We start from the raw sequence: 26,699 nt of genomic DNA, 5'->3' as shown, positions 1-26,699 counted from the left end.
CTCCCAGTGCAGGTGAACGGCAGTTGAACGACAAGCGCGCGTGGGCCGATCGGTGGCAGGGTGATCAACATGGACGGTCATGACCTGGTGCGATCGGTGAGGACGGTTGGTTCGGCGGGGGCCGCGCTGGGGTTGCGCGCCGTGCGGGCGGCGTGGCGCAGGCGGCGTGCCGACGCGGCCGGGCTGCCGCCGAGGGGTGCCGAGCGTGCGCGGGTGCCGGGACCCGTCCGTGAGGCGGTGCCCGGGCCGGGGGGCGGTGTCATCCGTTTCAGCCGCTCCGAGCTGCGCATCCTGGTGGCCGTCAACGGGGCCGTGTTCTGGGGCTGGGACGGGGCGGAGCCGGAGCCGTCGTACGCGCTCGCGGGGCGCTGCCCGGAGCCGGATCCCCGAGCGGTCCTGGAGCCGGACAAGGACGGCGGCTGGCGGGTGGTGGCTGAGCGGGCGACGGTGACGGTCTCCCGGCTCGGCGCGGTGGAGGTCGCCACGCCGGGCGGGGTGAGTCTGCGGCGCGATCTGCCGCCGCGCTGGTGGGAGCCGGAGGGCGGGGGCGACGCACGCTGGATGCAGCGTTCACAGGTCGCGGCCGACGCCCGCTTCTTCGGTCTGGGCGGGCGCGCCTCGGGGCCGCGGCTGCGTGACGGCACATACCGGCTGTGGAACACGGATCCGGGGCATCCGTTCGGGCCCGGGGACGATCCGCTGTACATCACCATGCCTGTGCAGCTGGTGGTGGCCGACGCTGCGACACATCTGGCGTTCCACGACACGTCCTGGGACGGCACTCTGACGCTCCGGGAGGGCGAGGAGGGCGCCGGTTCCGGGCACGACCGGGCAGGGGCGTGCGAGCTGAGGATGGACGGCGGTCCGCTGCGCTGCTGGGTGATCGTGGGCACTCCCGCACGCGTGCTGCTCGCCTGGGCATCACTCACCGGCGCGCCGGCGCTGCCGCCCGCGTGGGCGCTGGGTCACCATCACGCGCGCTGGGGTTTCGGCAGCCGGCAGGAGGTGCGCCGGATCGTCGCCGGGTACCGGGAGCACGGGCTGCCCCTGGACGCCGTTCATCTGGACATCGATCACTACGACGAGCACCAGGTGTTCACGGTCGACCAGGAGCACTTCGCCAAGCTGCCTGTGCTGGCCGAGGAATTGCGCCGCGAGGGGATCCGGCTGGTGTCGATCGTCGATCCGGCGGTGAAGGCGGCGCCGGGCAATGCCGTGTACGACAGCGGCGCGGATGCGGACGCCTTCGTGCGGGACAGGTCGGGGAGGCTGGTGCGGGGCGTGGTGTGGGCCGGGGAGTCGGTCTTCCCGGACTTCACGCACGCGCGCGTGCGGGCATGGTGGGGCGGGCTGTACCAGGAACGGCTGGGCCAGGGATTCGCCGGGTTCTGGCACGATATGAACGAGCCGACGTCCTTCACGGCGTTCGGCGAGTCGACCTTGCCGCGTTCGGCCCGGCACGCCTTGGAGGGGGTCGGCGGCGACCATCGCGAGGCGCACAACGTGTACGCCCTGTGCATGGCCAGGGCCGCCTACGAGGGGCTGCGGGAGCTGGCTCCCGGTGAGCGGCCGTTTCTGTTCTCACGGTCCGGCTGGGCCGGGATGCAGCGCTACGGGGGTACGTGGTCCGGTGATGTGGCGACCGGCTGGCGGGGGCTGCGGGCCTCGTTGTCGCTGGTGATGGGGCTGGGATTGTGCGGGGTGCCGTATTCGGGGCCGGATGTCGGGGGTTTCGACGGCAGTCCGTCGCCGGAGCTCTTCCTGCGGTGGTTCCAGCTCGGTGCGTGGCTGCCGCTGTTCCGCACGCACGCGAGTCTGCGGGCGGGACGCCGGGAGCCCTGGGAGTTCGGCCCGGAGGTGCTCGCGCACGCGCGCGTGGCGCTCGTCGAGCGTCGCAGACTGCTGCCGTACTTCATGACGCTGGCGCATCTCGCGCGGCGCACCGGGGCGCCCTATGTGCGGCCGTTGTGGTGGGGTGCGCCGGAGGACCGCGTGCTGCGTGACTGCGAGGACACGTTCCTGCTGGGCGACTGCCTGCTGGTGGCGCCGGTGCTCACCCCGGGCACCGATCGGCGCGCGGTGCAGCTGCCGCCAGGGCGCTGGTACGACACGGTGACGGAGCGGGTGTACGAGGGGCCGGGCCAGGTCCTGGTCGACGCGCCGTTGGCGCGGATCCCGGTGCTGGCCCGCGCGGGTGCTGTCATACCTGTGCGGGGCAGCGACGGCGGACTGGAGCTGGAGGTCTGGGCGCCGGTCCGGGGGCGCACCGGAGGCGGGCTGGTCGTGCCGGACCCGGCCGAGGGGTGGGAGGAGCCGGAGATCGAGCGGTATGCCGTCCGCTGGCAGGGGCAGCGGGTGGTGGTCACGCGGGAGCAGGAGGAGCGCGCCGGTGAGCCACCGTACCCGGTACGCATACGGGGGCTGGGCGAGCGGCCGGCTCAGACGTAGCGGCCGCCGAACCAGGCCCGCACGGCGAGAGTGTGCAGTGGGAAGGCCAGTTCCTCCGGTCTGCGCAGCAGGTGCCAGCCTTCTGTCTCGTCCGTGACAGCGGATTCCGGCAGCCCGGCGGCGGGGCGTTCGGGAAGCAGGCCGAAGAGCAGCAGATGGCCGTCGGGCGAGCTCATGGCGTCGACGAGACGTACGTCGTGGCTCGGCGCGTCGATGCCCGTCTCCTCCCTGAGTTCGCGGACGACGGCATGCCGCCAGTCCTCGCGGTCGTCGATGTAGCCGCCGGGCAGTGCGGTGCGCCCGCGCGCGGGGGCGATGGTCCGGGTGATGACGACCAGGGCGGTGCCTTTGGTGTCGTACACGGGCTGGAGAGCGATCGCGACCGGCAGCGGGTTGCGGTAGGCCGCGGTGCCGCAGGCGGGGCAGGTACGCGGCCAGCCGGAGACGCCCTCTCCGTAGGGCGATCCGCAGCTCGAACAGTGCGAGCCGGGCGCGGAGTTGACGGTGGAAGGCTGAATTTCGGACACGTCGCGGACTGTATCCGATCACGGGCGCGGCGTCTTGCGGGGTGGCCCGAAACCGTGGTGGAACGGCCTGGGCAGGCGGCGGAACCGTGTGGTGGGGCGTGTGGTCCGGGGCGCGGGAGCGGGTCCGGCGGGTGGCCGGAATTGTTTGCAGGGACGGCCGGAGCCACCCCCGTCGGCCCCGGCCGTCCCTTCCGTTGTCACGACGCCGTGGGGGCTCAGTCGGTTCGCCCCGCGCCCTGCCCAATTCCGGTCGCCCATGCCAGACTTTCTGACGAATCGTCAGATGGACTGCCGTGGAGGGATGTTGTCACGTACACGCAGACCGGCCGTGGCCGGCTGGTTCACCGGGGAGGGCGACGCCTTCCGGCTTCTGGGCACCCGCTGTTCGGCGTGCGCCTCGGTCTTCTTCCCGCGCGAGGACGTGCACTGCCGCAATCCGCGGTGCCCGGGCGGCGACCTCGAGGAGATCCCGCTCTCCCGCGGCGGCCGCGTCTGGTCCTACACGGACGCACGGTACCGGCCGCCGTCACCCTATGTGAGCAATCCGGAACTTCCGTGGGAGCCGTTCGCGTTGATCGCGGTGGAGCTGGAGTCCGAGCGGATGGTGGTGCTGGGGCAGGCCGCTCCCGGCGTCACCGTCGCCGACCTGGCGGTGGGTATGGAGGTGGAGGCCGTTCCCGGGGTGCTCTGCGAGGACGGCGAGACGGTCTGGACAACATGGCACTGGCGGCCCAAGGGGGTGACGGCATGACGGCCGACGTGGCGGTGCTCGGCGTGGGGCTGCACCCGTGGGGCAAGTGGGGGCGCGGCTTCGCCGAGTACGGGGCGGCGGCGGCCCGAGCGGCCCTCGCGGACGCCGGCGTCCGGTGGCGGGACGTCGGCTCGGTCGTGGGCGCGGACACGGTGCGCGGCGGCTATCCCGGGTATGTGGCGGGGGCGACATTCGCGAAGGCCCTGGGGTGGCAGGGGGCCCGGGTGACCAGTGTGTACGCGGCTTGCGCGTCGGGGGCCCAGGCCATCGGCACGGCTCGGGCGCAGATCCTCGCGGGGCTGGCTGACGTGGTGCTCGTGGTGGGGGCCGACGCGGCGCCCAAGGGTTTCTTCCGGCCGGCGGGTGGGGAGCGGCCCGACGATCCGGATTGGCTCCGCTTCCGGCTGCTGGGCGCCACGAATCCGGCGTACTTCGGGTTGTACGCCCGGCGGCGGATGGCAGCACACGGGGACACGCCGGAGGACTTCGCCCAGGTCAAGGTGAAGAACGCCGCTATGGGGGCGCTCAATCCGAACGCGCGCTACCGCAAACGGGTCAGCAGCGAGGAGGTCGCCGCCTCCGCAGTGGTCGCCGATCCGCTGCGGCTGCTGGACATCTGCGCGACCTCGGACGGAGGCGCCGCCCTGGTGCTGTCCGGCATGGAGTTCGCCCGGCGGCACGGCGCGGCGCATCCGGTGCGGATCCGCGCGGTCTCCACGGTGACCCCGCGTTTCCCCGGCACGGTGCTGGACCTGCCGGACATCGCCACGGATTCCGCGGCGGCGGTGGAGCCTCCGGGTGAGACGTTCCGCGCCTCGATAGCCCGGGCGGCCTACGAGGAGGCGGGCATCGGGCCGGAGGACCTGTCGCTGGCCGAGGTGTATGACCTGTCCACCGCGCTGGAGCTGCAGTGGTACGAGGATCTGGGGCTGTGCGCCGAGGGCGAGGGCGCCAAGCTGCTGCGACAGGGCGACACGGCCCTCGGGGGCCGTATACCCGTCAATGTGAGCGGAGGACTCGCCTCGTTCGGGGAAGCGGTTCCCGCCCAGGCGATAGCCCAGGTCTGCGAGCTGACCTGGCAGCTGAGGCAGCAGTCGGGCGACCGTCAGGTCGACGGCGCGCGTGTGGGGATCACGGCGAACCAGGGCCTGTTCGGGCACGGCTCCTCGGTGATAGCGGTGCGGTGACGCGGCGGAGACGGCTTGGCCGTGGCGTGCGGCGCGGTTCCCAGCCGGGCCGAGGTCGTGTCCGGGGTCAGGTGGTGACGCTCTGACGGTTGGCGCCGTACGACATCGCGTGCTGGACCACCCCGACGAGAACCTCCTTGACGGACTCGCGGTCGCGCGCGTCGCAAAGGATCACAGGCACATCGGGGTCGAGGTCGAGGGCTTGGCGCACGTCCTCGACGGGGTAGCGGGCCGCGCCCTCGAAGCAGTTGACGCCGACGAGGAAGGGGATGGAGCGGCGTTCGAAGTAGTCGACCGCGGCGAAGCACTCCGCAAGGCGGCGGGTGTCGGCGAGCACGACCGCGCCGAGGGCCCCCTCGGACAGTTCGTCCCACATGAACCAGAACCGCTCCTGCCCGGGCGTGCCGAACAGATACAGGACCAGGTCCTCGCGCAGGGTGATACGGCCGAAGTCCATGGCCACGGTGGTGGTGTTCTTGCGCTCCACGCCGCGGACGTCGTCGAACGGACGTCCCGCCTCGGTGAGCAGCTCCTCGGTGCGCAGCGGCCTGATCTCACTGACCGCGCCGACGAGCGTGGTCTTGCCCACGCCGAAGCCGCCCGCCACGAGGATCTTGAGCGTGACGGGCTCGACCGGGGGCTTGCCGCGCTCAGAACGGCCGAAGATCATCGGTCTCTTCTCCTGCTGGATGGGGGTCGGTCGGGGCCGGTCCGTAGCCTCCGCCGCCTGGGGTCTCGATGACGAGTACGTCGCCGGGACCGACGTGTGCCGAGTCGCTGCCGGCAAGCTGCTCGACCGAACCGTCGGCGTGTTCCACCCGGTTGGCGCCCAGCGCTCCGGGGGCGCCGCCCATCATGCCGTAGGGCGGGACGCGGCGGTGCTGGGAGAGTGTGGAAACAGTCATCGGCTCGCGGAAGCGGATGCGGCGCACCGCTCCGTCCCCGCCGCGCCATCGTCCGGCCCCGCCACTGCCCGCGCGGACCGCGAACTCGTCGAGCAGCACGGGAAGGCGCCACTCCAGGACTTCGGGGTCGGTGAGCCGGGAGTTGGTCATGTGGGTCTGGACGACGCTGGCACCGGGAAAGCCGTCGCCCGCGCCCGAACCGGATGCGACGGTCTCATAGTATTGGTGCCGTTCGTTGCCGAAGGTCACGTTGTTCATGGTCCCGGAGCCCTCGGCCTGGACGCGGAGCGCCGCGTAGAGGGCGCCGGTGATGGCCTGGGAGGTCTCCACGTTACCGGCGACGACGGCGGCCGGGGGCTCGGGCGCCAGCATCGAGCCCTGCGGCACGATGATCTCCAGGGGGCGCAGACATCCGTCGTTGAGCGGGATGTCGTCGGCGACCAGGGTGCGGAAGACGTACAGGACGGCCGCGTTGACCACCGAGAAGGGGGCGTTGAAGTTGGTGGCCGATTGGGCGGAGGTGCCGGTGAAGTCGATGGTGGCGGACCGCGCCTCGCGGTCCACACCCACACGGACGCGGATGACGGCGCCGGAGTCCGTCTCGTAGGCGTACTCGCCGTCGTCGAGGGCTTCGACAACGCGTCGTACGGCTTCCTCGGCGTTGTCCTGGACGTGCCGCATATAGGCCTGGACGACATCGAGGCCGAAGTCCTCGATCATGCGGCCGACCTCGTCGACACCCTTCTGGTTGGCGGCGATCTGGGCGCGCAGGTCGGCGAGGTTGGTGCGCGGGTTGCGGGAGGGGTGGTGCGCCTCGGTGAGCAGGCGCAGGGTCTCCTCCTCGCGGAAGCGGCCGTGCTGGGCGAGCAGCCAGTTGTCGAAGAGGACGCCCTCCTCGTCGATGGTCCGGCTGTCGGCGGGCATGGAACCGGGAGCGATGCCGCCGATCTCGGCGTGGTGGCCGCGGGAGGCGACGTAGAAGAGGATCCGCTCACCCTGTGTGTCGAAGACGGGGGTGATGACGGTGACGTCGGGGAGGTGTGTGCCTCCGTGGTAGGGGTCGTTGACGGCGTAGGTGTCGCCCGGTCGCATGGAGTCGCCGCGCCGTCTGATGACCTCTTTCACACTGGTGCCCATCGAGCCCAGGTGGACGGGGATGTGGGGGGCGTTGGCCACCAGGTTTCCATCCGGATCGAAGAGGGCGCAGGAGAAGTCCAGGCGTTCCTTGATGTTGACGGACTGGGCCGTGGACTCCAGGCGGGCGCCCATCTGTTCGGCGATGGACATGAAGAGGTTGTTGAAGACCTCGAGCAGGACCGGATCGGATTCTGTGTCCAGATCGGAACTCTGCGTGACCATCGCGCGTTCCATGACCAGATGCCCGCCGTCGGTCGTCGCGGCCCGCCAACCGTCGTCGACCACGGTGGTGGCACCGGACTCCGTGATGATCGCGGGGCCGGTGACGGTCTCGCCGGGCGTCAGGTCCGCTCGACGGTGCAGGGGTACGTCGCGCCAGGCACCGCCGGTGTGCAGCCGGACGGTGGCCGGGGCGGCGGCTTCGGCGGTGCGGTCGGCGTGCGCGGCGAGGGCCGAGAGATCGGGGGGTTCCGTGATGCCTGTGGCCTCGACGGAGAGGGCTTCGACGACGACCGGGCGGTCGAGGACGAAGGAGTAGGTGACGCGATGGCGTTCTTCGAACGCGCGGCGCATGGCGTCGGGTTCGGTGAGGTCGACGGTGAGCGTGGTGTCTGTGCCGTCGTACCGCAGCTGGGCGCGGCGGGCGACCGTGATGCGGTCTTCCCGGACATCCTCGGCGAGGAGTTCGGCGCGGGCGGCGCCCTCGAGGTCGTCGGCGGTCTTGAGGACGGCAGGCATGGCGGCCGGTTCCAGCGGGGTCTCGACGGACTGTTCCCGCATGGCGGTGGTGTCGGCGAGACCGATGCCGAGCGCAGACAGGACTCCGGCCATGGGCGGCACGAGCACGGTGCGGATACCGAGCGAGTCGGCGACCATGCAGGCGTGCTGGCCGCCCGCGCCACCGAAGGTGGTGAGAGCGTAGCGGGTGACGTCGTGGCCCTTCTGGACCGAGATGCGTTTGACCGCGTTGGCGATATTGGCCACGGCGATCTGCAGGTAACCCTCGGCGACCTGTTCGGGGGTGCGGTCGTCTCCGGTCCGCTCGCTGATCTCGTGTGCGAGGGTGGTGAACCGGTCGCGGACGAGCACGTCGTCGAGGGGCTGGTCGCCGTCGGGGCCGAACACCTTGGGGAAGTGGGCGGGCTGGATCCGCCCGAGCATGACGTTGGCGTCGGTGACGGCGAGGGGACCGCCGCCTCGGTAGCAGGCGGGTCCGGGGTCGGCGCCCGCGGAGTCGGGGCCCACGCGGTAGCGGGATCCGTCGAAGTGGAGGACGGAGCCGCCACCGGCCGCGACGGTGTGGATGTCCAGCATGGGCGCGCGCAGCCGGACGCCCGCGATCTGTGTGGTGAAGACGCGTTCGTACTCACCCGCGAAGTGGGAGACATCGGTGGAGGTGCCGCCCATGTCGAAGCCGATGACGCGCTGGAAGCCGGCGAGTTGCGACATGCGGGCCATGCCGACGATGCCGCCGGCCGGCCCGGACAGCACGGCGTCCTTGCCGCGGAACTGCCCGGCCTCGGCGAGCCCGCCGTTGGACTGCATGAACATCAGCCGCACGCCGCGGAGTTCGTCGGCGACGTGCTGGACGTAGCGGCGCAGCACGGGCGAGAGGTAGGCGTCGACGACGGCGGTGTCCCCGCGCGGGACGAGTTTCATCAGCGGGCTGACCTCGCTGGACAGCGAGACCTGCGGGAAGCCGACACGCGCGGCGAGTTCGCCGACGGCTCGCTCGTGGGCGGGGTGGAGGTGGCTGTGCATGCAGACGACGGCGACAGCCCGGATCCCGGCGTCGAAGGCCTCCTGGAGGCGGCCGGTGAGGGCGTCGAGGTCGGGGGCGGTGAGGACCGTGCCGTCCGCGGTGATCCGTTCGTCGACCTCGACGACGCGTTCGTAGAGCAGCCCGGGCAGTTCGATGCGCCGGGCGAAGATACCGGGGCGGTTCTGGTAGGCGATGCGCAGCGCGTCGCGGAAGCCTCGGGTGACGACGAGGAGAGTGCGTTCGCCCTTGCGTTCCAGCAGGGCGTTGGTGGCGACGGTGGTGCCCATGCGGACTGCTTCGACGGGGTCCGCCGAGCCGTCCAGAAGTTCCCGGACGCCCGCGACGGCCGCGTCGGCGTAGCGCGCGGGGTTGTCCGACAGCAGCTTGTGCGTCAGCAGGCGGCCGTCAGGACGTCGCGCCACGATGTCGGTGAAGGTGCCGCCTCGGTCGACCCAGAACTGCCAGCCTGTCACGTTCCACTCCGCATCCGCGCCGCTCACAGGGCCCGGAGGCCGTTGATCACGTCGCGCAGAATACTCTCGTCGGGCAGCTCGGCCGGCGGTACCGGTCGGTTCACATGGACGAGTTCACCGTCCACGAGGTCTCCGACGAGCACGCGGACCACACCGACCGGCAGGTCGAGTTCCGCGGAGAGCTCTGCGACCGACTGGGGCGTGTCGCGGCAGAGCTCGACGATGTCCACGTGCTCCGGGGACAGGGTGGGGTCCCAGCCGCCGTCGTCGGCTTCCGGCTCCATGACGACCAGCGCGATCAGATCGAGGCGGTGCTGGGCCGCATGACTGGTGCGGCCCCGTGTCATGGCGTACGGACGGACCACCGGTCCGGCCTCGTCGTCGAACCAATGGCTTCTTCCCTGACCGTCTCCGCTCATGCCATCCCACTACCCGCCCGAGGGCAGATCGGTGCGCGGAGCGGCGCCCAGATGTACGCCGACCCGCTTGACCAGCAGTGTCATCTCGTAAGCGACCTGGCCGACGTCGGATTCGGAGTCGGAGAGGACGGCAAGGCAGCTGCCGTCGCCGGCGGAGGTCACGAACAGGAAGGCGTCGTCGAGCTCGACGATGGTCTGCCGTACGTTGCCGGCCTCGAAGTGCCGGCCCACCCCCTTGGCGAGGCTGTGGAACCCGGAGGCGACGGCGGCGAGGTGTTCGCTGTCCTCTCTGGTCAGGTCCTTGGAAACCCCGGTGGCCAGGCCGTCGCCGGAGAGCACGAGGGCCTTGCGGATGCTGGCGACGCGGTCCACCAGGTCGTCGAGAAGCCAGTTCAGGCCGCCCTTGTCAGCCTCGGTGTGGCCGGTCGTCTTCGGTGCGGTCATCGACCGTCCCCCTTTGTCGTTCCTTGTGCTGTGCCGCCCCGGGCGTCGTCACCCGCGGCGTTCTCCTCGCGGCCGCGCTGCCAGCCGCGCTGGAGCGAGCCCATACGCCGGCGTACCTCGTCGGCGTCACGCTCGACGGGTTCCTCCGGGTTCTCGGCTCGCCATCTGCTGTCCTGCTTCAGTTGCGGGGCCAGGTTGGCCTGGCGTACGCGCTTGGGCAGGGCCGCCGAGCCGGTCTCCGAGGCTGCCGGGCCGGTGGCGGGGGTGTCGTCCGGGCCACCGGGTGCGGTGGCGGCCTGCCGGGTGCGCCGGGGCAGTGCAGGGGCCTCGGACACATCGGCGGCACCGTCGGCCGACGGCCCGGCCGGTTCGCCGGGGTGGTGGGCCGGTGCGGTGGCGCGGCGCCTGGGCAGCACATCCGAAGCCGGTTCCGGGCCGGACTTCCGGGCACCTCCCGTGGCGTGTCCCTCGGGCTCGGCGTGCCGGGAGCGCTGCTGCTCCCCCACGGGCCGCCCGTGCGAGCTGACCAGCTTGGGCGTACGGCGCCGGGGCAGCGGCACGGGTGCAGCGCTGTGATCGGCGGCGTTCCCCTCCGTGCCGACGTCGCCCGGCCGGTTCTGCTCGACGGCGCGGAGGGTGACGTCGTCGTCGGTACGGGCGAGGGAGCGGCGCTGGCGGAACAGTCCGCCGCGGTCACCCCCGTCGTCGTCGAGCACGCCCGGGAAACCGTCGAGGCGGTCCAGACCGACGGGGGCCTCGAGTTCGACGGGGCCGCCCAGCAGCGCGGCGGGAACCCCGGGCAGCCTCGCGGGCATGTGGTGGGAGAGGCTCCGGCGGCCGTCGTCCCGCTGACCGTCCGTGGCAGGCCGGGTCCGGTCGATACGGAAGCCGGTGCCGTCGGTGTCGGGCACGTCGTCCGTGAGCAGCACATCGGGGATGAAGACCACGGCGGTGGTACCGCCGTACGGGGAGGGCTGGAGGGAGACGCGGACGTTCTGGCGCTGCGCGAGCCGGCTGACCACGAACAGGCCGAGCCGGTCGGTGTCGGAGAGCTCGAACTCGGGTGTCTCGGCGAGCCGGAGGTTGGCGTCGAGCAGTGCCTCGACCGCCATGCCGAGGCCCCGGTCGTGGATCTCCAGGGTGAACCCGTTGGCGACGCGTTCGCCCAGGACCTGGACGGCGGTGTGGGGCGGGGAGAACACGGTGGCGTTCTCGAGGAGTTCGGCCACGAGATGGGTGAGGTCGGCGACGGCCGGACCGGTGACGGCGACGCGCGGCAGCCTGCGGACCTCGATGCGCTCGTAGTCCTCGACCTCGGCGACGGCGGCGCGCACCACGTCCATGAGCTGGATGGGTTTGCGCCACTGCCGGGAGGGCGCGGCTCCGGAGAGGATGACCAGGCCCTCGGCATGGCGGCGCATACGGGTGGTGAGGTGGTCGAGCCTGAACAGGTCGGCGAGCTCGTCGGTGTCCTCGGTCCTGCGCTCCATGGTGTCGAGGAGAGTGAGCTGCTTGTGCAGCAGCACCTGGCTGCGGCGGGCGAGGTTGACGAAGACCTCGGAGACACCGGCGCGGAGTTCGGCCTGTTTGACGGCGGCCTCGACAGCGGCGCGCTGAAGGGTGTTGAGTGCCTGGCCGACCTCGCCGATCTCGGTCTTGTCGTAGGGCAGGCGCGGGACCTCGGTCTCCACGTCGACCTGTTCGCCCGCGGACAGCCGGCGCATCACGCCGGGCAGCCGTACGCCGGACGCCTCGTGGGCGTCCAGGCGCAGCTGCCGCAGGTCGCGGATGAGTGCACGTCCGACGCGCACCGACAGGACGACCGAGGCGAGCAGCGCGACGAGCCCGAGGGCGCCGGCGACGGCCGCCTCGACGATGTAGCCGACGGCAACGGGGCGGACACGGTCCTGGTAGCGGTCACCCACCTGGTCGTCGAGAGTGCGCAGTTCGCCGAGGACGGTGCCCGCGGCGTCGTCCCAGCTCTTGGCGGTAACCCCTTCGGGAGTACCGGAGGCGATGGTGACGGCCTTCTGCTCGGCGGCCCGCAGGGGCGCGGTCGTCGCGCTCTTCCAGAAGCGCTCGTAGCGTTCGCGCTCCGCGGCGGGCAGCAGCGGCAGGCTGATGTCGTACATCAGGGTGCGCTGGGCGACCAGGTCGGAGATCTCACGGGTCTCGGCACGGGTGAGGGTGCCGACCACCAGGGACGAGCCGAGCAGGGCGTCCTCGCGCGAGAGCAGTTCGCGGGCGCGGGTGACGTTGACGAGGGCGCGGGCCTGTTCGTCCATCGCGATGTCGTCGATGCCGTCGAGGGTGGCGAGCAGGGCGTAGCAGGGGTCGACGAGGTGGTTGTAGAGGTCGAAGGCCTGGGTCCGGTTGACCGTGCCCTGCTCGATGCTGCGGCGCAGGGAGCCGACATCGTCGAAGGCGTCGAGGACGGCGGTGAGCTGTTCGCCGTCCTCCGTGCCGAGTCCCTCGCGGACGTCCGGGTCCTTGGCGTTCTTCCGCGTCTTCGCGATCGCCTCGTCGGTGGCGGTCCGGGTGCGGCGCAGCGCGGTGAGCGCGTCGGCCGCCCTCGGGTCGGCCAGGTAGACGAGGGTCTGACGGCGTTCCTGCTGGAGGGCGCGGACGGCGTCCTCGGTGGGGTAACCGATCTTCTCCGTGTGGGTGGACACGTCGAAGAGCCGGGCCACCTGCCGGCCTGTGAGCACCGTGGCGAAGCCCCAGATCACGGTGAGAGACACCAGCGGCACGAGAAGCAGCGCCACGATCTTCCGGCGGATCGACTTCCCGCGAAAGCGCATGGCCTCCCCCAGCTCGTCCCCCGTCCCGAAGGGGGTACACATGTGCGTCAACAAACGGCGCGAGCCTACTACCGACTCAGGCGTAACTCGAAGGCCGGTCCGCGCACGCAACCTCGTCCGTCTCTCCCGTATATGAGGAGTTGTCAGGGCATCGCGGCAGATTCCCGCCCGCATTCCTGGGGGACTTCAGGAGGTGTCCGGCCGGGCTCGTCCCATGTCTTGGCCGGATTTTTTCCTCAAGTGGGAATCATCGGACGGTGCCGATCGTCCTTCTCTTCGGGAAATGGGGGCGGAATCGGCCACAGGAGCCGCATCCCGCATCCGGGTGGCGTAAATCAGCGCAAGCCGGGCAGCCACTGGGGAGCCGGAGCCTTCGGGCCCCGGGGCGAGGAGTCTGCCGGCGGTGGGGAGTGACACGGTGATGGGCACAGCGGAGCGGCACGAAGCGCTCGAGGACGGTGCGGAGGCACGCTCGACGGCGCTGCGGCGCGACACGGCTCCGGAGCACGACGTTCCGGTGGCGACACGCGTCACCTGGGACGGCCAGGGGCAGGAGCAGCTGCGCTACCGGCCGTTGTGGGTCGAGGAACCCGCGCGGCGGCGCAGGCTGCCCGATCCGGTGCGGACGGCGGCGGTGCGGGCCGTGCTCATCATCTCCGTGACGCTGATCCAGGCGTTGATCGCCTTCCTGTGCACCATGGCGGAGTCCTGGCTGGCGTTCCCGATGGTGATCAGCAGTGTGGCCAGCACCGTGGTGGCCACCTGGGGCGCGGTGGACGTATGGGTGACACGCCAGGTGTGGAACCAGCGCTACGGCGTGGTGTCGGAACCCAGCAGCACCGCGCGGGCGCTGCGGCGCGAGCGGCGCGCGGCCCGGCGGCAGGCTCGGGCCGCCGGGCGGGCCCAGAAGCGAATACGGAGCCGGAGCGGCACCGGCCAGCTCTCGCACTCCTGACGGGCCGTCGCGGGACGACCCGGGACCGCACGGTCGGGTCGGCGCTACGGCCCCGGCCCACCGGTCGGTCCGGCGGTTGGCCGGACGGTCGGTCAAGCGGTTGGTCCGGCGGTCCCGGTGGGGCCGACCGGACCACCGGCCCCACCAGTCGGCCCGGTGGTCCGGCCCGACCGCGCTGTTCGGCTGGGCACCGACCACCTGAAGGCGGGTCAACCGCTCGTCGATGTGGGCCGCTTGAACATCCGGGTCGCCGTGATCTCGCTGTGCACAGCTTCCCCGGCCTGGGTCTGCTGGGGCAGTCCCGGCCGCAGATGCTCCTCCACGCTGATGTACTTCAGACCGGCGCGCAGGTCGGCGTCGTTGCGCAGCCGGATGACCAGCGGGAACTCGGCCAGTGCGGTGGTGTCGAACAGACCGGTCGTGTACAGGAGTTGCACCCCGAGAGCATCGGACACGGCCCGCTGGAGCTCCAGCAGGTAGGTGGCGTTGGCGCGGCCGATCGGGTTGTCGAGGAAGAGCGTGCCGGCGTGCCGGTGCCTTTCACGGCCCCGGTCGTTCGAGCGGAGCGCGGCCATCGTGCAGTAGAGGGCGATGGCGGCGGTGAGCAGCTGACCGCCGGAGAAGACGTCGCCCATCTGACCGACGGGCACGCGCTCGGCACGCAGGACGGCGTCGGGCTTGAGGATCTCGACGGCGATGCCCTTGGGCTGGAGCGCGGCGGCCACGCCGCGCAGCAGCAGGGACATGCCGTCGCGGCGCAGGTCGGAGTTCTTCTTCACGGCGGCTCGGGTGGCCTCGTCGATGACTTCGCCGAGCCGTTCGGTGAGGGTGGCCTGGTCGGGTTCCTCGAAGCGGATGCGCAGGAATTCCTGCCCTGACCACTCCCCGAGCCCTTCGGGCAGACGGGAGAGCCGCTGGGCCGAGCGCAGGGTGGCCAGGGCCGACTCGACCAGTCCGCGCAGCCGGTCGACGATCGAGTCGCGGTTGCGCTCCAGCTGGGCCAGCTCGTCGGTGAGGACGCGCAGCCGCGGTGCGAAGGCGTCGGCCCATTTCCGGGCGTGCTCGGGCAGCGCGGAGGCCGGCAGCTCACGGATCTGCTGGCGGGCGGGGGTGCGGACCTGCTCGTAGCGGCTGGAGTTGGCGTGCCGCACGAGTACGTCGCCGGCCTCGCGTACGGCGGACTCGGCGGCGGAGAGGTCGGCGGCGCAGCCGCGCAGCGAGCGGCGGGCCTCGGCGGCCGAGTGCCTGGCCTCCTCGATGCTGCCGGGGTAAGGCTCGGGTTCCTCCTGCTCGTCGTCCGCGAGGTGTTCGCGCAGCAGGTCGCGGAGCATGGCGGCGGTCTCGTCGAAGCCGCCCGCCGCGTCCTCGGCGCCGCGGTGGGCGTCGAGGAGTCCGGCGTGGGCCTCGCGGGCCTGGGCGAGGGCCTCGGTACGGGAGGCGAGTTCGGAGGTCGCGGTGCGCAGCAGGGCCTGGGCGTGCTCGGCGTGGCGCGGGAGCAGTTCCTCGGGCAGTTCGGTGTGCGCCTCGCCGTCCGCGGGGGCGTGCCGCTCGGCCTCGCCGCGCAGTCGGCCGAGCTGCTCGCTCGCGGTCGACATGCGGGTCTCCAGGAGCTGTACGAGTTCCTCGGCGCGGGCGGCGGCGGCCTGCCGGGAGGGTCCGTCGGCGCCGTCGGGTGATGCGAGGAGGTGCTCGGCGCGGGTGCGGACCTTGTTGCTGAGGCGGTCGAGTTCGGCGCGGGCGGCGCTCTCGTCGCTCTCGGCGCGGGCCTGTTCGGCGCGCAGGTCGGCGCCGACGCCGACCTTCTCGTACACCTGGGAGGCGGCCCGGTATGCCTCGCGCAGGGCGGGCAGGGACGCCTTGGCGGCGTCCGGGCCGGTGTCCGGTACGTCGTCGGGGGCGCCCGCGATCTCGGAGCGCTCGGCGCGCAGCGCGCGGGCGGTGCGGCGGGCGTCGTCTGCGGCGCGCTGGGCGGCGCGGCGGTCCTCGTCGGCGGCGCGGGCGCGTTCCAGGCAGCTCTGGGCTCGGGCCTCCGACTCGGCGGCCTCGTCGGCGAGTTCGCGGAGTCTGGCCTGCCAGGCGGAGCGTTCGCGCAGTCGGAAGGCGAGTCCGGCGAGGGCATCGGCGGAGCGGCGGGCCCGCTGGGCGGCCTCCTGCCGTTCGTCGCGGACCTGGAGCGCCTCGGCGGCGGCCTCGGCGGCCTCGGCGTGTGCGGTGCGGGCCTCGGCGAGGTCGGCCTCGGACTCGTCGGCGAAGGCGCGGGCCTCCGCGGCGGCGCGGGCGAGTTCGGTGAGGCGTCCGGCGGGGCAGCCGGTGCGCCAGGAGGCGAGACGTGCGGCGATGTCGCGGTCCTTGGCGAGCCGGGCCGCCAGGGCGCGGATCTCCTCGTCGCGTTCGGTCGCCCGGACGCGCAGGGCCTGGCGTTCCTCGTCGGCGGCGTGCTCGTCGTGCATGGCCGGGTTGGGCGGTACGAGGAAGACGTCGCCGGGGGTCGCGTTGTCGGCCGGTGTGGGGGCGAGCAGGGCGGCGGCGGTGCCGACGGCGACGGCGGAGCGGGGCAGCAGCGCGGCGTCGGCGAGGGCCTCGCGGGCGCGTGCGTGGCTGCCGGGGTCGGTGATGATCACGCCGTCGACGAGCTCGGGGCGTGCGGCCAGCACGCGCGCGTGGTCGACGGGGTCGACGGCCTGGGCGAGGTAGCGCCAGCCGGGGAGGGCGGGGATGCCGAGTTCGCCGAGGTACTCGACGGTGGCCAGCACGTCGGGGCCGGGCGGCAGCAGCCCGCCGTCGCCGAGGGCGCCGAGGATGCGGGCGTCGTCGGCGGCGGCGGTGCGCAGTTCGAAGAGGTGGCGTTCGGCGGCGGACACGGCGTTGTCGAGCAGTTCGCGTAGTTCGTCCGCGTAGCGGTCGAGGTCCTCCGGGGTGAGCGCGGCGCCGGGCGCGGGGTCCGCCGGGCCGGTGCCGTTCTCGTGGCGGGGCTGTGGCACGAGGCGGGCGGGGCCGTCGGTCAGGCTCAGCAGTTCGGCGAGCCGTTCCTCGGCCGCGAGGGTCTCGGCGAGCCGGCGTTCGGCGTCGTGGGTCCGCCGGGCGGCGGTCGCGGCGTCGGCGGCGCGGGCCGCGGTGAGTTCGGCGCGGGACTCGGCGGAGGCGGCCTCCCGCGCGTGCTCCGTGGCCCGGCGGGCCGCCTCGCGCGCGGTGTCCCAGGCGGCGACGGCGGTCTTCTCGGCGTCGCTCGCGGCGAGGGCGGCGCGGGCGGGGTCGGCGTCGGGCGCGCTGTCGTCGAGCCAGCCCGCGCGGACCGCCTCGGCGGTCTCCTGCTCGACCTCGGTGAGGCGCTGGCGCAGATGGCCGGCCTCGCTGCGGGCTCGCTGGGCCTCGGTGGCGGCGGCGGTGGAGTCCCGGTGGGCGGCCTCGCCGGCCTCCTGGAGCGCGGCGGACCGTTCCTCGCCCTCGTTGGCGAGGGCTTCGGCGCTCCGGGCGGCCGTGTGCAGGGCCCGTACGAGGTCGGCGGCGGCCTTGGCGCGGGCGGCGAGCGCGGGTGCGGCGTCCCGTTCGGCCTCCTGGATGGCGGCGGACACGCGGGCGACGCGGTCGGCGGCGGCGCGGTGGCGCAGCACGGTCTCGGCGGCCTGCCAGGCGGAGTGCAGGGTACGGGCGTCGGCGAGTTCGCGTTTCTGGGCGGTGGCGGACTTCTCGGCCGCGGCGAGTGCCAGGGAGGCGTGGCGGTAGGCGAGTTCGGCGGCGATCAGGGCGCTGCGCTCGCGGGCGCCCTCGGAGTGGGTGACGGCGTATGCGGCGGCGGTGACACGCTGGGCGAGGTCGGTGGCGCGCATCCGTTCCCGCACGGCGCGTGCGGACAGGCGGCGGGCCTGGGTGCGGGTGCGGCGTTCCGCCCCGGCGTGGATGTCGCGGGCGCGGGCGCGGGCCTCGGCGGCGTCGACGATGCGCCCGAGGAGGTCGACCGAGCCGGCGGTGAAGTCGCGTTCGGCGATGAGTTCGGAGCGTCGTCCCAGCTTGTTGCCGAAGCCGCCGACGAGGTCCGCGAGGCCGTCGGTGTCGCGGGTGTCGGTGACGGCGCGCAGCAGCAGGTCGGTGAAGTCGGAGTCCTTCTTGACCGCGAACAGGCCGGCGGCCTCGCCCTCGTCGGCATTCATCTCCCGCTGGTAGCGGAAGAGTTCGGGGTCGAGTCCGAGGTCGCCGAGGTGCTCGATCCAGCGGTCGTGGATCTCCTCCCAGTGCACTTCGAGGTGCGGGTATGCCTTGCCCGCCTCGGTGAGGGAGTCCCGGAAGCCCTTCATGGTGCGGCGGCGGCCCTGCGCGCCGGACTGGCCCTCGGCGGGCGGCCGTACGGCGGTGGACTCGGCTACGGGCAGGTTGTCGAGGCTGAGCCCGGGGCCGGGCCGGAAGGAGTACCAGGCCTCGGCGAACTTGCGCGGGTCGTTGGAGACCTGGCGGCCGCGCCATTCGCTGACCTTGCCGACGACGACGCATTCGCCGGTGAGGGTGTGCTGCCATTCGAGGGCCACGTGCCCGCAGTCGTCGGCGAGCAGGAATTTGCGCAGTACGCCGGAGCTGGCGCCGCCGAGGGTGTTGCGGTGGCCCGGCAGCATCACGGAGAAGATCAGCTTGAGGAGGACGGACTTGCCGCCGCCGTTCTCCAGGAAGAGCACACCGGCCGGTGCGGGGCGACGCCGCGGGCCGACGGGCTCCTCCTCGAAGAACTCCGCCTGGATGGGCGCGGGATCGGGCACGGGCGCGCCCACACCGCGCAGGTCGAGCACGGTGTCGGCATAGCGTGCGCCGGCGGGCCCGATGGAGTAGAGGCGGACCCGGGACAGCTCGTACATGGCGGACTCTCGTCGTAAGTCTCTGTGAGGGGAACAGTGCGGTGGTTCGGGAGCCGGGGGCTCCCGTGGGGGCCGGCGGGCCTCAGGAGTGGAAGGGGAGCCCGGCGTCGGCCACCAGGTCCAGATCGTCCGTGTGCTCGGCGGGCAGCAGCGTGGGGGTGCCGTCGGTGACCGGGACGACGCCCAGCTCCAGCAGTTCGGCCATGGCGGCGCCGCCCGCCATGTCGCGCACCTGGAGCTGGTAGCGGGCCGTGGTGCGGTAGGTGCCGCCGTGGTCGTCGCCGGTGCGCTGGAGGAAGCCGGAGTCGGTGAGGAACGCGACGGCCTTGCCGACGATGCCGGTCGTGGAGCCGGCGAGTCTGCGGGCGTCCTTGGTGGCGCCGGCCGCGCTGCGTCTGGCCCACACCCGCCAGGCTGCTTCCAGTCCGGGTGTCTCGGTGGCCGGGTCGGTGTTCTCGCCCTGCTCGGCAGCCCTCTCCTCCAGCCGGCGGCAGGCCTGCCGTACGAAGGTGTCGACGCCGTTGACGCTGATCCGGCCGATGTAGCCGTCGTCGGCCAGGTCCTCGGGTCTGGGGAAGGCGAGGGTGGCGACGGCCAGGTGGGCGAGGCCGTGCAGGAAGCGGTCCGAGCCGTCGGCGGAGGTGCGGCGCGCGTAGTCGCCCATGCGGACGGCGAACACCGAGTCCTCGGCGGCGGTGACGGCCATGCCCGCGCGCGGGGACACCTCCAGGACGACCAGGCCGAGACCGGTGGCCACGGCGTCGGCCAGCCGGGCGAACGGCGGGTCCTCCCGGTAGCGGCGCAGCAGTTCCGCGTACTCCTGGTCGCGCGCGGGCTGGAGCTTGGGCTGGAGCCCGAAAGAGACGAGGCGGGCCGCGTCGGCCGCGTCGGCGGGCGTGACGGCGGCTGTCGCGGCGGCGACGGCGTCGTGCTCGGTCCTGTCGACGTGCTCGGTCACGGTGGGTGCTCCTCGGTGCGGTGTTGCTCGTCGGGTCTCATGCCGCTTCGGTGCGGTCCGCCGCCATTCCCGCGGCGTCCAGCAGGGCCGTTCCCACTATGAGGTCGGCCCCGCCGAACTCGGGATCGTCGAGTTCCGTCCCGTCGTCCACGGCGAACAGCAGCTTCTCCTCGCCCTGCCGGTAGGCGGTGCCCACGGCGGGGCTGGCCGCGTGGACGGCCAGGAGGGCCACCAGATAGGGCAGGTCGGGGTCGCGGCGGCGGGCCTCGGCGAGCAGTCCCGACAACCGGCGCGGGGCGTCGGGCGGCAGGTCGAGCAGTTCGGTGGCGGCGGCGAGCTGCTCCTCGCTGAAGCGGCTGTCGTCGGGTGTGGCGATGAGGTCGGGCTCGGGCATCTCGGCGCCCAGGTGCTCCCGCTCCAGCGGCGGCGTCAGCAGGATGTCGACGAGATCGCCGACCCGCACGGACACTGGTGTGCGCAGTCCTGTGCCGTGGGCGAAGAACGCGTCGGTGGCCCGGACCGCCTGCTCCAGGGACAGCGGCATGACGGGGGCGAAGAGATGTCCGTAGACGTCGGTACCCGAGGTGGCCGTCGGGGTGGCGAAGGCCTGCCGGTCCTGCTCGGCGCGGAACAGGGGGCCCGCCTCCAGCAGACGCGACTGGAGCTGGGTGTGGCGCCGGATGCAGTCCTTGACGATGTCGACGAGTTCGGCGGCGCGCCGCTTGTGCTCGGGGTCCTCGGTCTCGTCGCGTGCTTTGCGGATGTTGGTGAGGATCGCGTTCTCGTGGCGGTAGCGGTCTGCGACGTGGTCGAGGGCCTCGGTGATCATGTCGGGCACGGCGTTCAGCCAGTCCACGGCCCGCACATTGCGCCGGGTCGCGTCCAGGGCGCGGCGCAGGGTCTCCGAGTACTGCACGGTCCGGTACCGGGCCTGTTCCGCGGCCAGCTGTGCGTCGGCGAGCCTGCCCCGGCTGATCAGCACCTCGAGCTTGACCTCGGCGGCGATCTGCGCGCTGGTGACGTCGGTGTCGAGGGCGCCGACGAGGACGTTGACCGCCTCGTCCGTCGTACGGAGGTAGACGGTGCCGCCCGGTCCCGGGACCTCCTCGACCAGCTTGAAGTCGTAGTCGCGGCGCACATAGGTGCCGTCCGGCGCGAAGGTGCCGTACACGGCGCGGAAGCCGCGGTCGACGCTGCCGACGTTGATCAGGTTCTCCAGCACCCAGCGCGCCACCCGCTCGTGCTCGGTGACGGGCCGCCGCGGGGCCTGTGCGGCGATGCGCGGGATGAGCCTGGCCACTATCTGGTCGTGGTCGGCGCCGGTGTCGAAGTCCATGTTCAGTGTGACGAGGTCGATGGCCGCGAGGGCGACCTCGGCCATGCCGTAGACCGAGTACTCGCCTGCGAGGTTGGCCTTGCGGGCGTCGAGGTCGTGCAGCGGTGCGGTGCAGGCGAGCGCGCGCAGGCGCCGCGCCAGTCCCTCGTCGGCGGCCGGGCCCGGTGCCGGGCGCGGCCCCGCGCTGAGCTGGGGCGGAACACGGTCCGTCGTCGCAGGCGAAGTCACGGTGCACAGACTAGGTCCTCGGTCTGACAACGTCCCAAACGGCACAGACGGCCCCCGTCCGGCCCGGCCGCCGCCTTACCGGGGGTCCCGCCGCCTTGCCGGGCCGTGGCTCGCCGCCTTGTCGGGCGTGTCCTACCCGTCGTCGCCCACGCGCCGCCGGTACACCTCGACCACCCGGCGCAGAGAGTCCGCGAGGTAGACCGACAGCTGCTTTTCGGCCTCGTTCCGGTCGCCCGCCTGGAGGGCGTAGAGGATCTGGCGATTACGGTCCAGGTACGGCTCGTGCAGCCGCCGCGGGTCGTCGACGACGTGGAAGGCAAGGCGCAGTTCGGCGAAGACGCTGCGCATCAGCTCGTCGGTGCGAGCGCTGCCTGCGAGGGCGACCAGCTCCCGGTGGAAGTGGATGTTGGCGGTGCCCAGTCCTTTCCAGTCATTCTCGACGGTCGCCAGCTGCCCCGCCGTGACGGCCGCGGCGAGGCCGTCCAGCGCGTACGGGGGCTCGCCGAGGCCGCGTACGACGGCGCACTCGACCAGGGCGCGGGTGCGGTAGATGTCCTCGACGTCCTCCACGGTCAGGACGCGCACGAACACGCCCCTGTTGAGCTCGTGGACGAGCAGACGCTCATGGGTGAGCAGGCGGAACGCCTCGCGGAGCGTGTTGCGGGAGACACCGAGCGCGCCGCCGATGCTGTCCTCCGACAGTCGTGTGCCCGGCGGGAAATACCCCTCGGCGATACGGCTTCTGAGGATGTCCGAGACCCGTTCGGCGGTGCTCGTACGGCCCAGGAGGGCACGGTCGTCGGCCAGTTCCGTCAGCTGCTCTGCCATGCCCGGAATTGAACCGCAGTCACAAGGACGAGACAACATGGGCATTGAAGGATCGTTGAACGATCCCCTACGGTGCTCCTCACGGCACGCACCCGCACCGCATCACCCCGCACAGCCCCGCAGGCTCAGCACCACCCGCACGGCACGGCTCAGCACCGCACTCTCCGTCCTCCCACTGCGAGGTGCCCATGAGCTCGACCCCTCCACCGCAGGCCCTGCCCTCCCGCACCCGGCCGGGCCCGGGTGAACGCGCCGCCGACGACCGCGCGTTCGGCTGGCTGCACGCCCTCGGTCCGCGCGGCCGCCGCGCCTTCGCCGGCGCATTCGGCGGCTACGCCCTGGACTCCTACGACTACTTCACGCTGCCGCTGAGCATGGTCGCGCTGGCGGCGTACTTCGGCCTGGACAGCGGCCAGACCGGTCTGTTCACCACCGTCACGCTGGTGGTCTCCGCGATCGGCGGGGCCGCGGCCGGGGTGATCGCGGACCGGGTCGGCCGCGTCAGGGCACTGATGATCACGGTGAGCACGTACGCCGTCTTCACCGTGGCCTGCGGCTTCGCGCCGAACTACGAGATGCTGCTGGTGTTCCGCGCCCTCCAGGGCCTCGGCTTCGGGGGCGAGTGGGCGGTCGGCGCGATCCTGGTCGCCGAGTACGCGAGCGCCCGGCACCGGGGCCGTACCCTCGGCGCGGTCCAGAGCTCGTGGGCGGTGGGCTGGGCGCTCGCCGCGGTCGTCTACACGCTGGTCTTCTCCTTCGTCCGCGACGACTTCGCATGGCGTGTGATGTTCTGGACGGGCGCCCTGCCCGCGCTGCTGGTGGTGTGGCTGCGGCGCCGGGTGCACGACGCCCCGCAGGCGGTCGCCACCCGGGAGCACCACCCCGGCAAGGGCTCGTTCGCGGCCATCTTCCGGCCCGGCACCGACGGCGCCCCCGGCCTGCTGCGCACCACGGTCTTCGCGGGCCTGCTGTCGACCGGTGTCCAGGGCGGCTACTACACCCTGGCGACCTGGGTGCCGACATACCTCAGGACCGAGCGGGGCCTGTCGGTCGTCGGCACCGGCGGCTATCTGACCTTCCTGATCTCCGGCGCCTTCCTCGGCTATCTGACCGGCGGTCATCTCACCGACCGGCTCGGCCGCCGCCGCAACATCTGGCTGTTCGCGCTGCTCTCGGCGGTCTGCGTGGTGGCATACGCCAACATCCCGTCAGGCGCCGACACCCTGCTGCTGGTGCTCGGTTTCCCGCTGGGCTTCTGCATGTCGGCGATCTTCAGCGGCTTCGGCTCGTACCTGAGCGAGCTCTACCCGACGGCGGTGCGCGGCACCGGGCAGGGCTTCACCTACAACACCGGCCGGGCGGTGGGCGCGGTCTTCCCCACGGCGGTCGGCTTCCTCGCCGACAGCTGGGGCGTGGGCGGCGCACTGGTCTTCGGCGCGGTCGGCTACGGGCTCGCGGCGCTGGCGCTGCTGGGGCTGCCGGAGACGCGCGGGAAGGAGCTGCGGTGAGCCGGACGCACAGCCGCCCGTCGTCTCTGGCGCAGGACGCTCCCGTGGTCCTCGTGGACGAGCACGCGCCCGCGTGGCACCCGAGAACCGCGCGGGCACTCTTCCGCCAGGGGCTGACGGGCCCCACGGCCGGGGTGGCCGCGGGCCACACCCAGGTCAACCTGATCGCGGTCCCCGCCGACTGGGCGTACGACATGCTGCTGTTCTGCCAGCGCAACCCCAAGCCGTGTCCCGTCCTCGACGTGACCGACGCCGGGTCCTGGACCAGCGTCCTCGCCGACGGCGCCGATCTGCGCACCGATCTGCCGCGCTACCGGGTGTGGCAGGACGGCGAGTTGGTCGAGCAGCCGACCGATGTGCGCGCGCACTGGCGGGGCGACCTGGTGTCGTTCCTCCTCGGGTGCAGCTTCACCTTCGAGCGGGCGCTGGCGGAGGCCGGTGTACCGATCCGCCACGTCGAGCAGGGACGCAACGTCCCGATGTACGTGACCGACCGCCCGTGCCGCCCGGCCGGACGGCTGCACGGTCCCCTGGTGGTGTCGATGCGGCCGGTGCCTCCGGAGCGTCTGGCGGCCGCGATCCGGGAGAGCAGCCTGCTCCCGGCGGTGCACGGCGGGCCCGTGCACTGCGGGGACCCCTCGGGCCTCGGCATCGCGGACCTCGCCCGCCCCGACTTCGGTGACCCGGTGGCCGCCGAGCCGGACGACATACCGGTGTTCTGGGCCTGCGGGGTCACCCCGCAGGCCGTGGTGACGGCCTCCCGGCCGCCCTTCGCCATCACCCACGCACCGGGCCAGATGTTCCTGACCGACGCCCGCGACGAGCAGTACCGCGTGATCTGACAGACAGCGCGGTCCGACGATCCGTCAGTCGATCCGTCAGTCGATCCGTCGGGCGACCTGCCGGACAATCTGACGACCGATCAGAAAGACACGGAGATCCATGACCTCGATCGACCTCAACGCCGACCTCGGCGAGGGCTTCGGCCGCTGGCGGCTGACCGACGACGAACAGCTGCTGTCCGTCGTCACCAGCGCCAACGTGGCCTGCGGCTTCCACGCCGGGGACGCGGCCACCATGCGGCAGGTGTGCGAGCTGGCGGCCGAGCGGGGCGTACGGATCGGCGCCCAGGTCTCCTACCGGGACCTGGCGGGGTTCGGGCGGCGCGCCATGGACGTGCCGCCCGCCGAGCTGGCGGCCGAGGTCGCCTACCAGATCGGCGCTCTGGAGGTCTTCGCCCGCGCCGCGGGCACGCGCGTGGCGTACGTCAAACCGCACGGCGCGCTCTACAACCGCGTGGTGCACGACGAGGAGCAGGCCGGGGCGGTGGTCGGCGGTGTCCTCCTCGCCGACGCCGCCCTGCCCGTGCTGGGCCTGCCGGGCTCGAGCCTGCTGGAACTCGCCGCCGAGGCGGGCCTGCCGACGGTCACGGAGGCCTTCGCGGACCGCGCCTACACCGCGGCGGGCACTCTAGTGCCGCGCGACCGGGACGGGGCGGTGCTGAGCGAGCCGGACACCGTCGTGGAGCGGTCGCTGCGGCTGGCCCGCTGCGGCACCGTCGCATCCGGCGCCGGGGAGGACATCGAGATACGCGCGCGTTCCCTATGTCTGCACGGCGACACGCCCGGGGCAGTGGAGCTGGCGCGCCGTGTCCGGGACACGCTGGAGCGGTCGGGTGTGCGGGTGGAGGCCTTCGCATGAGGGTGCTGCCGGTCGGCAAAGCCGCCCTGCTCGTCGAGGTCGCCTCGGGCGACGAGGCCCAGGCCCTGCACGCGGAACTGCTGCGCCGTCGCGCGCGCGGGCTGCTGTCGGCCCGTGAGATCGTCCCGGCTGCGCGCACCGTCCTGATCGACGGCACCGCCGACCCCGAACGTCTGAAGTCCGAACTGACCGTCTGGGAGGTGCCGTCCGCGCCCCCGCCGGGCGGCGATGTCATCGACATCCCGGTCCGCTACGACGGCCCCGACCTCGGCGACGTAGCCGCTCACTGGGACGTGTCCGAACAGGAGGCGGCCCGCATCCACACGGCCGCCGAGTTCCGTGTCGCGTTCTGCGGCTTCGCGCCGGGTTTCGGCTATCTGACCGGGCTGCCCTCGCGCTACGCCGTCCCGCGCCGCGCCACACCGCGCACCTCGGTCCCCGCCGGTGCGGTGGCGCTCGCCGGGCCGTACACCGGCGTGTACCCGCGTTCCTCGCCGGGCGGCTGGCAGCTGATCGGCACGACGGAGACGGTGCTGTGGGACCACGCGCGCGTACCGGCCGCGCTGCTCGCGCCGGGCACCCGGGTCCGGTTCGTCCCGGTGGCGGCCGTATGACGGACCGCGCACTCGCCGTCGTACGCGCCGGAGCGCTCACCACCGTGCAGGATCTGGGCCGGCCGGGCCACGCACACCTGGGGGTGCCCCGGTCGGGCGCGCTCGACGCATCGGCCGCCGTGCTCGTCAACCGCCTGGTCGGCAACCCGCCCGGGGCCGCCGTCCTGGAGACGACCGTCAACGGCTGCGCCGTACGGCCGCGTTCTGCGGTCGTCGCGGCGGTCGCGGGCGCGCCGTGCCCTGTCGCGGTGGACGGCCGCCCGGCCGGGTGGGGGGCGCCGGTCGTGGTCCCGGCAGGGGCCGTGCTCGAGGTGGGGGCCGCGGTACGCGGGGTACGGAGCTACGTCGCCGTCTCGGGCGGGGTGGCCGTCGGGCCGGTCCTGGGCAGCCGTTCCACGGATCTGCTGTCGGGACTCGGCCCGGCCCCGCTCACGGACGGCGCGGTACTCCCCCTGGGCCGCCCGACCGGTCCCCCCGCGCGCGTGGACATCGCGCCGCAGCCCGGGCCGCCCACGGAACTGGTGCTCGGGGTGACCCTCGGGCCGCGCGACGACTGGTTCACGCCCTCCGCCTTACGGACCCTCACCACGTGCCCCTTCAGCGTGTCCGCCGCGAGCAGCCGCATCGGTCTGCGCACCGAGGGCCCGGTCCTGGCCCGGGCGGTGACCGGCGAGCTGCCGAGCGAAGGAATGGTCCTGGGTGCGGTCCAGGTGCCGCCCGACGGACGCCCCGTGGTCTTCCTGGCCGATCATCCGACGACCGGGGGCTACCCGGTGATCGCCGTCGTACGCCCCGCCGACCTCCCTGCGGCCGCCCAGGCAGCACCGGGCACGCCGGTCCGTTTCATGGCCGTGGGCCACCGCTGAGATGCCCGCC

At 72.8% G+C, this 26,699-nt stretch carries 19 protein-coding genes; 9 read left to right on the top strand and 10 right to left on the bottom strand.

Annotated features, from left to right (window positions below):
• Positions 1 to 69 precede the first annotated feature (69 nt).
• On the top strand, positions 70 to 2,448 hold the full coding sequence (locus tag ACSYGN_RS34165) for a glycoside hydrolase family 31 protein (protein ID WP_460402568.1): 2,379 nt from the start codon (positions 70 to 72) through the stop codon (positions 2,446 to 2,448).
• Here ACSYGN_RS34165 and ACSYGN_RS34160 read toward each other — a convergent pair.
• On the bottom strand, positions 2,439 to 2,975 hold the full coding sequence (locus tag ACSYGN_RS34160) for an NUDIX domain-containing protein (RefSeq protein WP_460402566.1): 537 nt from the start codon (positions 2,973 to 2,975) through the stop codon (positions 2,439 to 2,441). The genes ACSYGN_RS34165 and ACSYGN_RS34160 overlap by 10 nt on opposite strands.
• A gap of 301 nt (positions 2,976 to 3,276) precedes the next feature.
• Here ACSYGN_RS34160 and ACSYGN_RS34155 point away from each other — a divergent pair, with 301 nt between their 5' ends.
• Both ACSYGN_RS34155 and ACSYGN_RS34150 read left to right on the top strand, forming a co-directional pair.
• On the top strand, positions 3,277 to 3,726 hold the full coding sequence (locus tag ACSYGN_RS34155) for a Zn-ribbon domain-containing OB-fold protein (protein WP_460402564.1): 450 nt from the start codon (positions 3,277 to 3,279) through the stop codon (positions 3,724 to 3,726).
• Entirely contained in the window at positions 3,723 to 4,913 is a 1,191-nt protein-coding gene (locus tag ACSYGN_RS34150) for a lipid-transfer protein (RefSeq protein ID WP_460402562.1), read from the top strand. The genes ACSYGN_RS34155 and ACSYGN_RS34150 overlap by 4 nt, the downstream gene beginning before the upstream one ends.
• A gap of 67 nt (positions 4,914 to 4,980) precedes the next feature.
• Here the strand turns inward: ACSYGN_RS34150 and ACSYGN_RS34145 are convergent, their stop codons facing one another.
• The 5 genes from ACSYGN_RS34145 to ACSYGN_RS34125 are packed head-to-tail and all read right to left on the bottom strand — an operon-like array spanning position 4,981 to position 12,854.
• On the bottom strand, positions 4,981 to 5,583 hold the full coding sequence (locus ACSYGN_RS34145; protein WP_460402560.1) for a GTP-binding protein: 603 nt from the start codon (positions 5,581 to 5,583) through the stop codon (positions 4,981 to 4,983).
• Complete coding sequence (locus ACSYGN_RS34140) at positions 5,564 to 9,190, bottom strand: hydantoinase B/oxoprolinase family protein (RefSeq protein ID WP_460402558.1); 3,627 nt, start codon at positions 9,188 to 9,190, stop codon at positions 5,564 to 5,566. Before ACSYGN_RS34140 ends, ACSYGN_RS34145 begins: the two co-directional genes overlap by 20 nt.
• Positions 9,191 to 9,213: 23 nt before the next feature.
• Entirely contained in the window at positions 9,214 to 9,609 is a 396-nt protein-coding gene (locus ACSYGN_RS34135; RefSeq protein ID WP_460402556.1) for a DUF742 domain-containing protein, read from the bottom strand.
• Between the two features lie 9 nt (positions 9,610 to 9,618).
• Complete coding sequence (locus ACSYGN_RS34130; protein ID WP_460402554.1) at positions 9,619 to 10,053, bottom strand: roadblock/LC7 domain-containing protein; 435 nt, start codon at positions 10,051 to 10,053, stop codon at positions 9,619 to 9,621.
• Entirely contained in the window at positions 10,050 to 12,854 is a 2,805-nt protein-coding gene (locus ACSYGN_RS34125; RefSeq protein WP_460402552.1) for a nitrate- and nitrite sensing domain-containing protein, read from the bottom strand. The genes ACSYGN_RS34130 and ACSYGN_RS34125 overlap by 4 nt, the downstream gene beginning before the upstream one ends.
• A 421-nt stretch (positions 12,855 to 13,275) precedes the next feature.
• Here ACSYGN_RS34125 and ACSYGN_RS34120 point away from each other — a divergent pair, with 421 nt between their 5' ends.
• On the top strand, positions 13,276 to 13,809 hold the full coding sequence (locus ACSYGN_RS34120) for a hypothetical protein (protein WP_460403909.1): 534 nt from the start codon (positions 13,276 to 13,278) through the stop codon (positions 13,807 to 13,809).
• Between the two features lie 209 nt (positions 13,810 to 14,018).
• On the opposite strand, the gene ACSYGN_RS34115 is transcribed toward ACSYGN_RS34120, so the two are convergent.
• From ACSYGN_RS34115 to ACSYGN_RS34100, 4 genes are all read right to left on the bottom strand, one after another.
• On the bottom strand, positions 14,019 to 18,650 hold the full coding sequence (locus ACSYGN_RS34115; protein WP_460402550.1) for a coiled-coil domain-containing protein: 4,632 nt from the start codon (positions 18,648 to 18,650) through the stop codon (positions 14,019 to 14,021).
• Between the two features lie 82 nt (positions 18,651 to 18,732).
• Complete coding sequence (locus ACSYGN_RS34110; RefSeq protein ID WP_460402548.1) at positions 18,733 to 19,608, bottom strand: hypothetical protein; 876 nt, start codon at positions 19,606 to 19,608, stop codon at positions 18,733 to 18,735.
• Between the two features lie 37 nt (positions 19,609 to 19,645).
• Positions 19,646 to 21,172, bottom strand: coding sequence for a hypothetical protein (locus ACSYGN_RS34105; RefSeq protein WP_460402546.1), 1,527 nt, complete (start codon positions 21,170 to 21,172; stop codon positions 19,646 to 19,648).
• A gap of 132 nt (positions 21,173 to 21,304) precedes the next feature.
• Positions 21,305 to 22,000: a GntR family transcriptional regulator gene (locus tag ACSYGN_RS34100; RefSeq protein ID WP_460402544.1), complete on the bottom strand. Its 696-nt coding sequence runs from the start codon at positions 21,998 to 22,000 to the stop codon at positions 21,305 to 21,307.
• A 188-nt stretch (positions 22,001 to 22,188) separates the two neighbouring features.
• On the opposite strand from ACSYGN_RS34100, the gene ACSYGN_RS34095 reads away from it, so the two are divergent.
• From ACSYGN_RS34095 to ACSYGN_RS34075, 5 genes are all read left to right on the top strand, one after another.
• Complete coding sequence (locus ACSYGN_RS34095; RefSeq protein WP_460402542.1) at positions 22,189 to 23,508, top strand: MFS transporter; 1,320 nt, start codon at positions 22,189 to 22,191, stop codon at positions 23,506 to 23,508.
• On the top strand, positions 23,505 to 24,350 hold the full coding sequence (locus ACSYGN_RS34090; RefSeq protein ID WP_460402540.1) for a putative hydro-lyase: 846 nt from the start codon (positions 23,505 to 23,507) through the stop codon (positions 24,348 to 24,350). The genes ACSYGN_RS34095 and ACSYGN_RS34090 overlap by 4 nt, the downstream gene beginning before the upstream one ends.
• 100 nt (positions 24,351 to 24,450) lie before the next feature.
• Entirely contained in the window at positions 24,451 to 25,209 is a 759-nt protein-coding gene (locus ACSYGN_RS34085; protein ID WP_460402538.1) for a LamB/YcsF family protein, read from the top strand.
• On the top strand, positions 25,206 to 25,823 hold the full coding sequence (pxpB, locus tag ACSYGN_RS34080) for a 5-oxoprolinase subunit PxpB (protein ID WP_460402536.1): 618 nt from the start codon (positions 25,206 to 25,208) through the stop codon (positions 25,821 to 25,823). Before ACSYGN_RS34085 ends, pxpB begins: the two co-directional genes overlap by 4 nt.
• On the top strand, positions 25,820 to 26,689 hold the full coding sequence (locus tag ACSYGN_RS34075) for a 5-oxoprolinase subunit C family protein (RefSeq protein ID WP_460402534.1): 870 nt from the start codon (positions 25,820 to 25,822) through the stop codon (positions 26,687 to 26,689). Before pxpB ends, ACSYGN_RS34075 begins: the two co-directional genes overlap by 4 nt.
• Positions 26,690 to 26,699: the final 10 nt, after the last annotated feature.

The organism is Streptomyces sp. YIM S03343, from assembly GCF_054729195.1.
The sequence above is the reverse complement of the archived record's forward strand: the minus strand, read 5'-3'. Positions and strand labels throughout refer to the sequence as shown.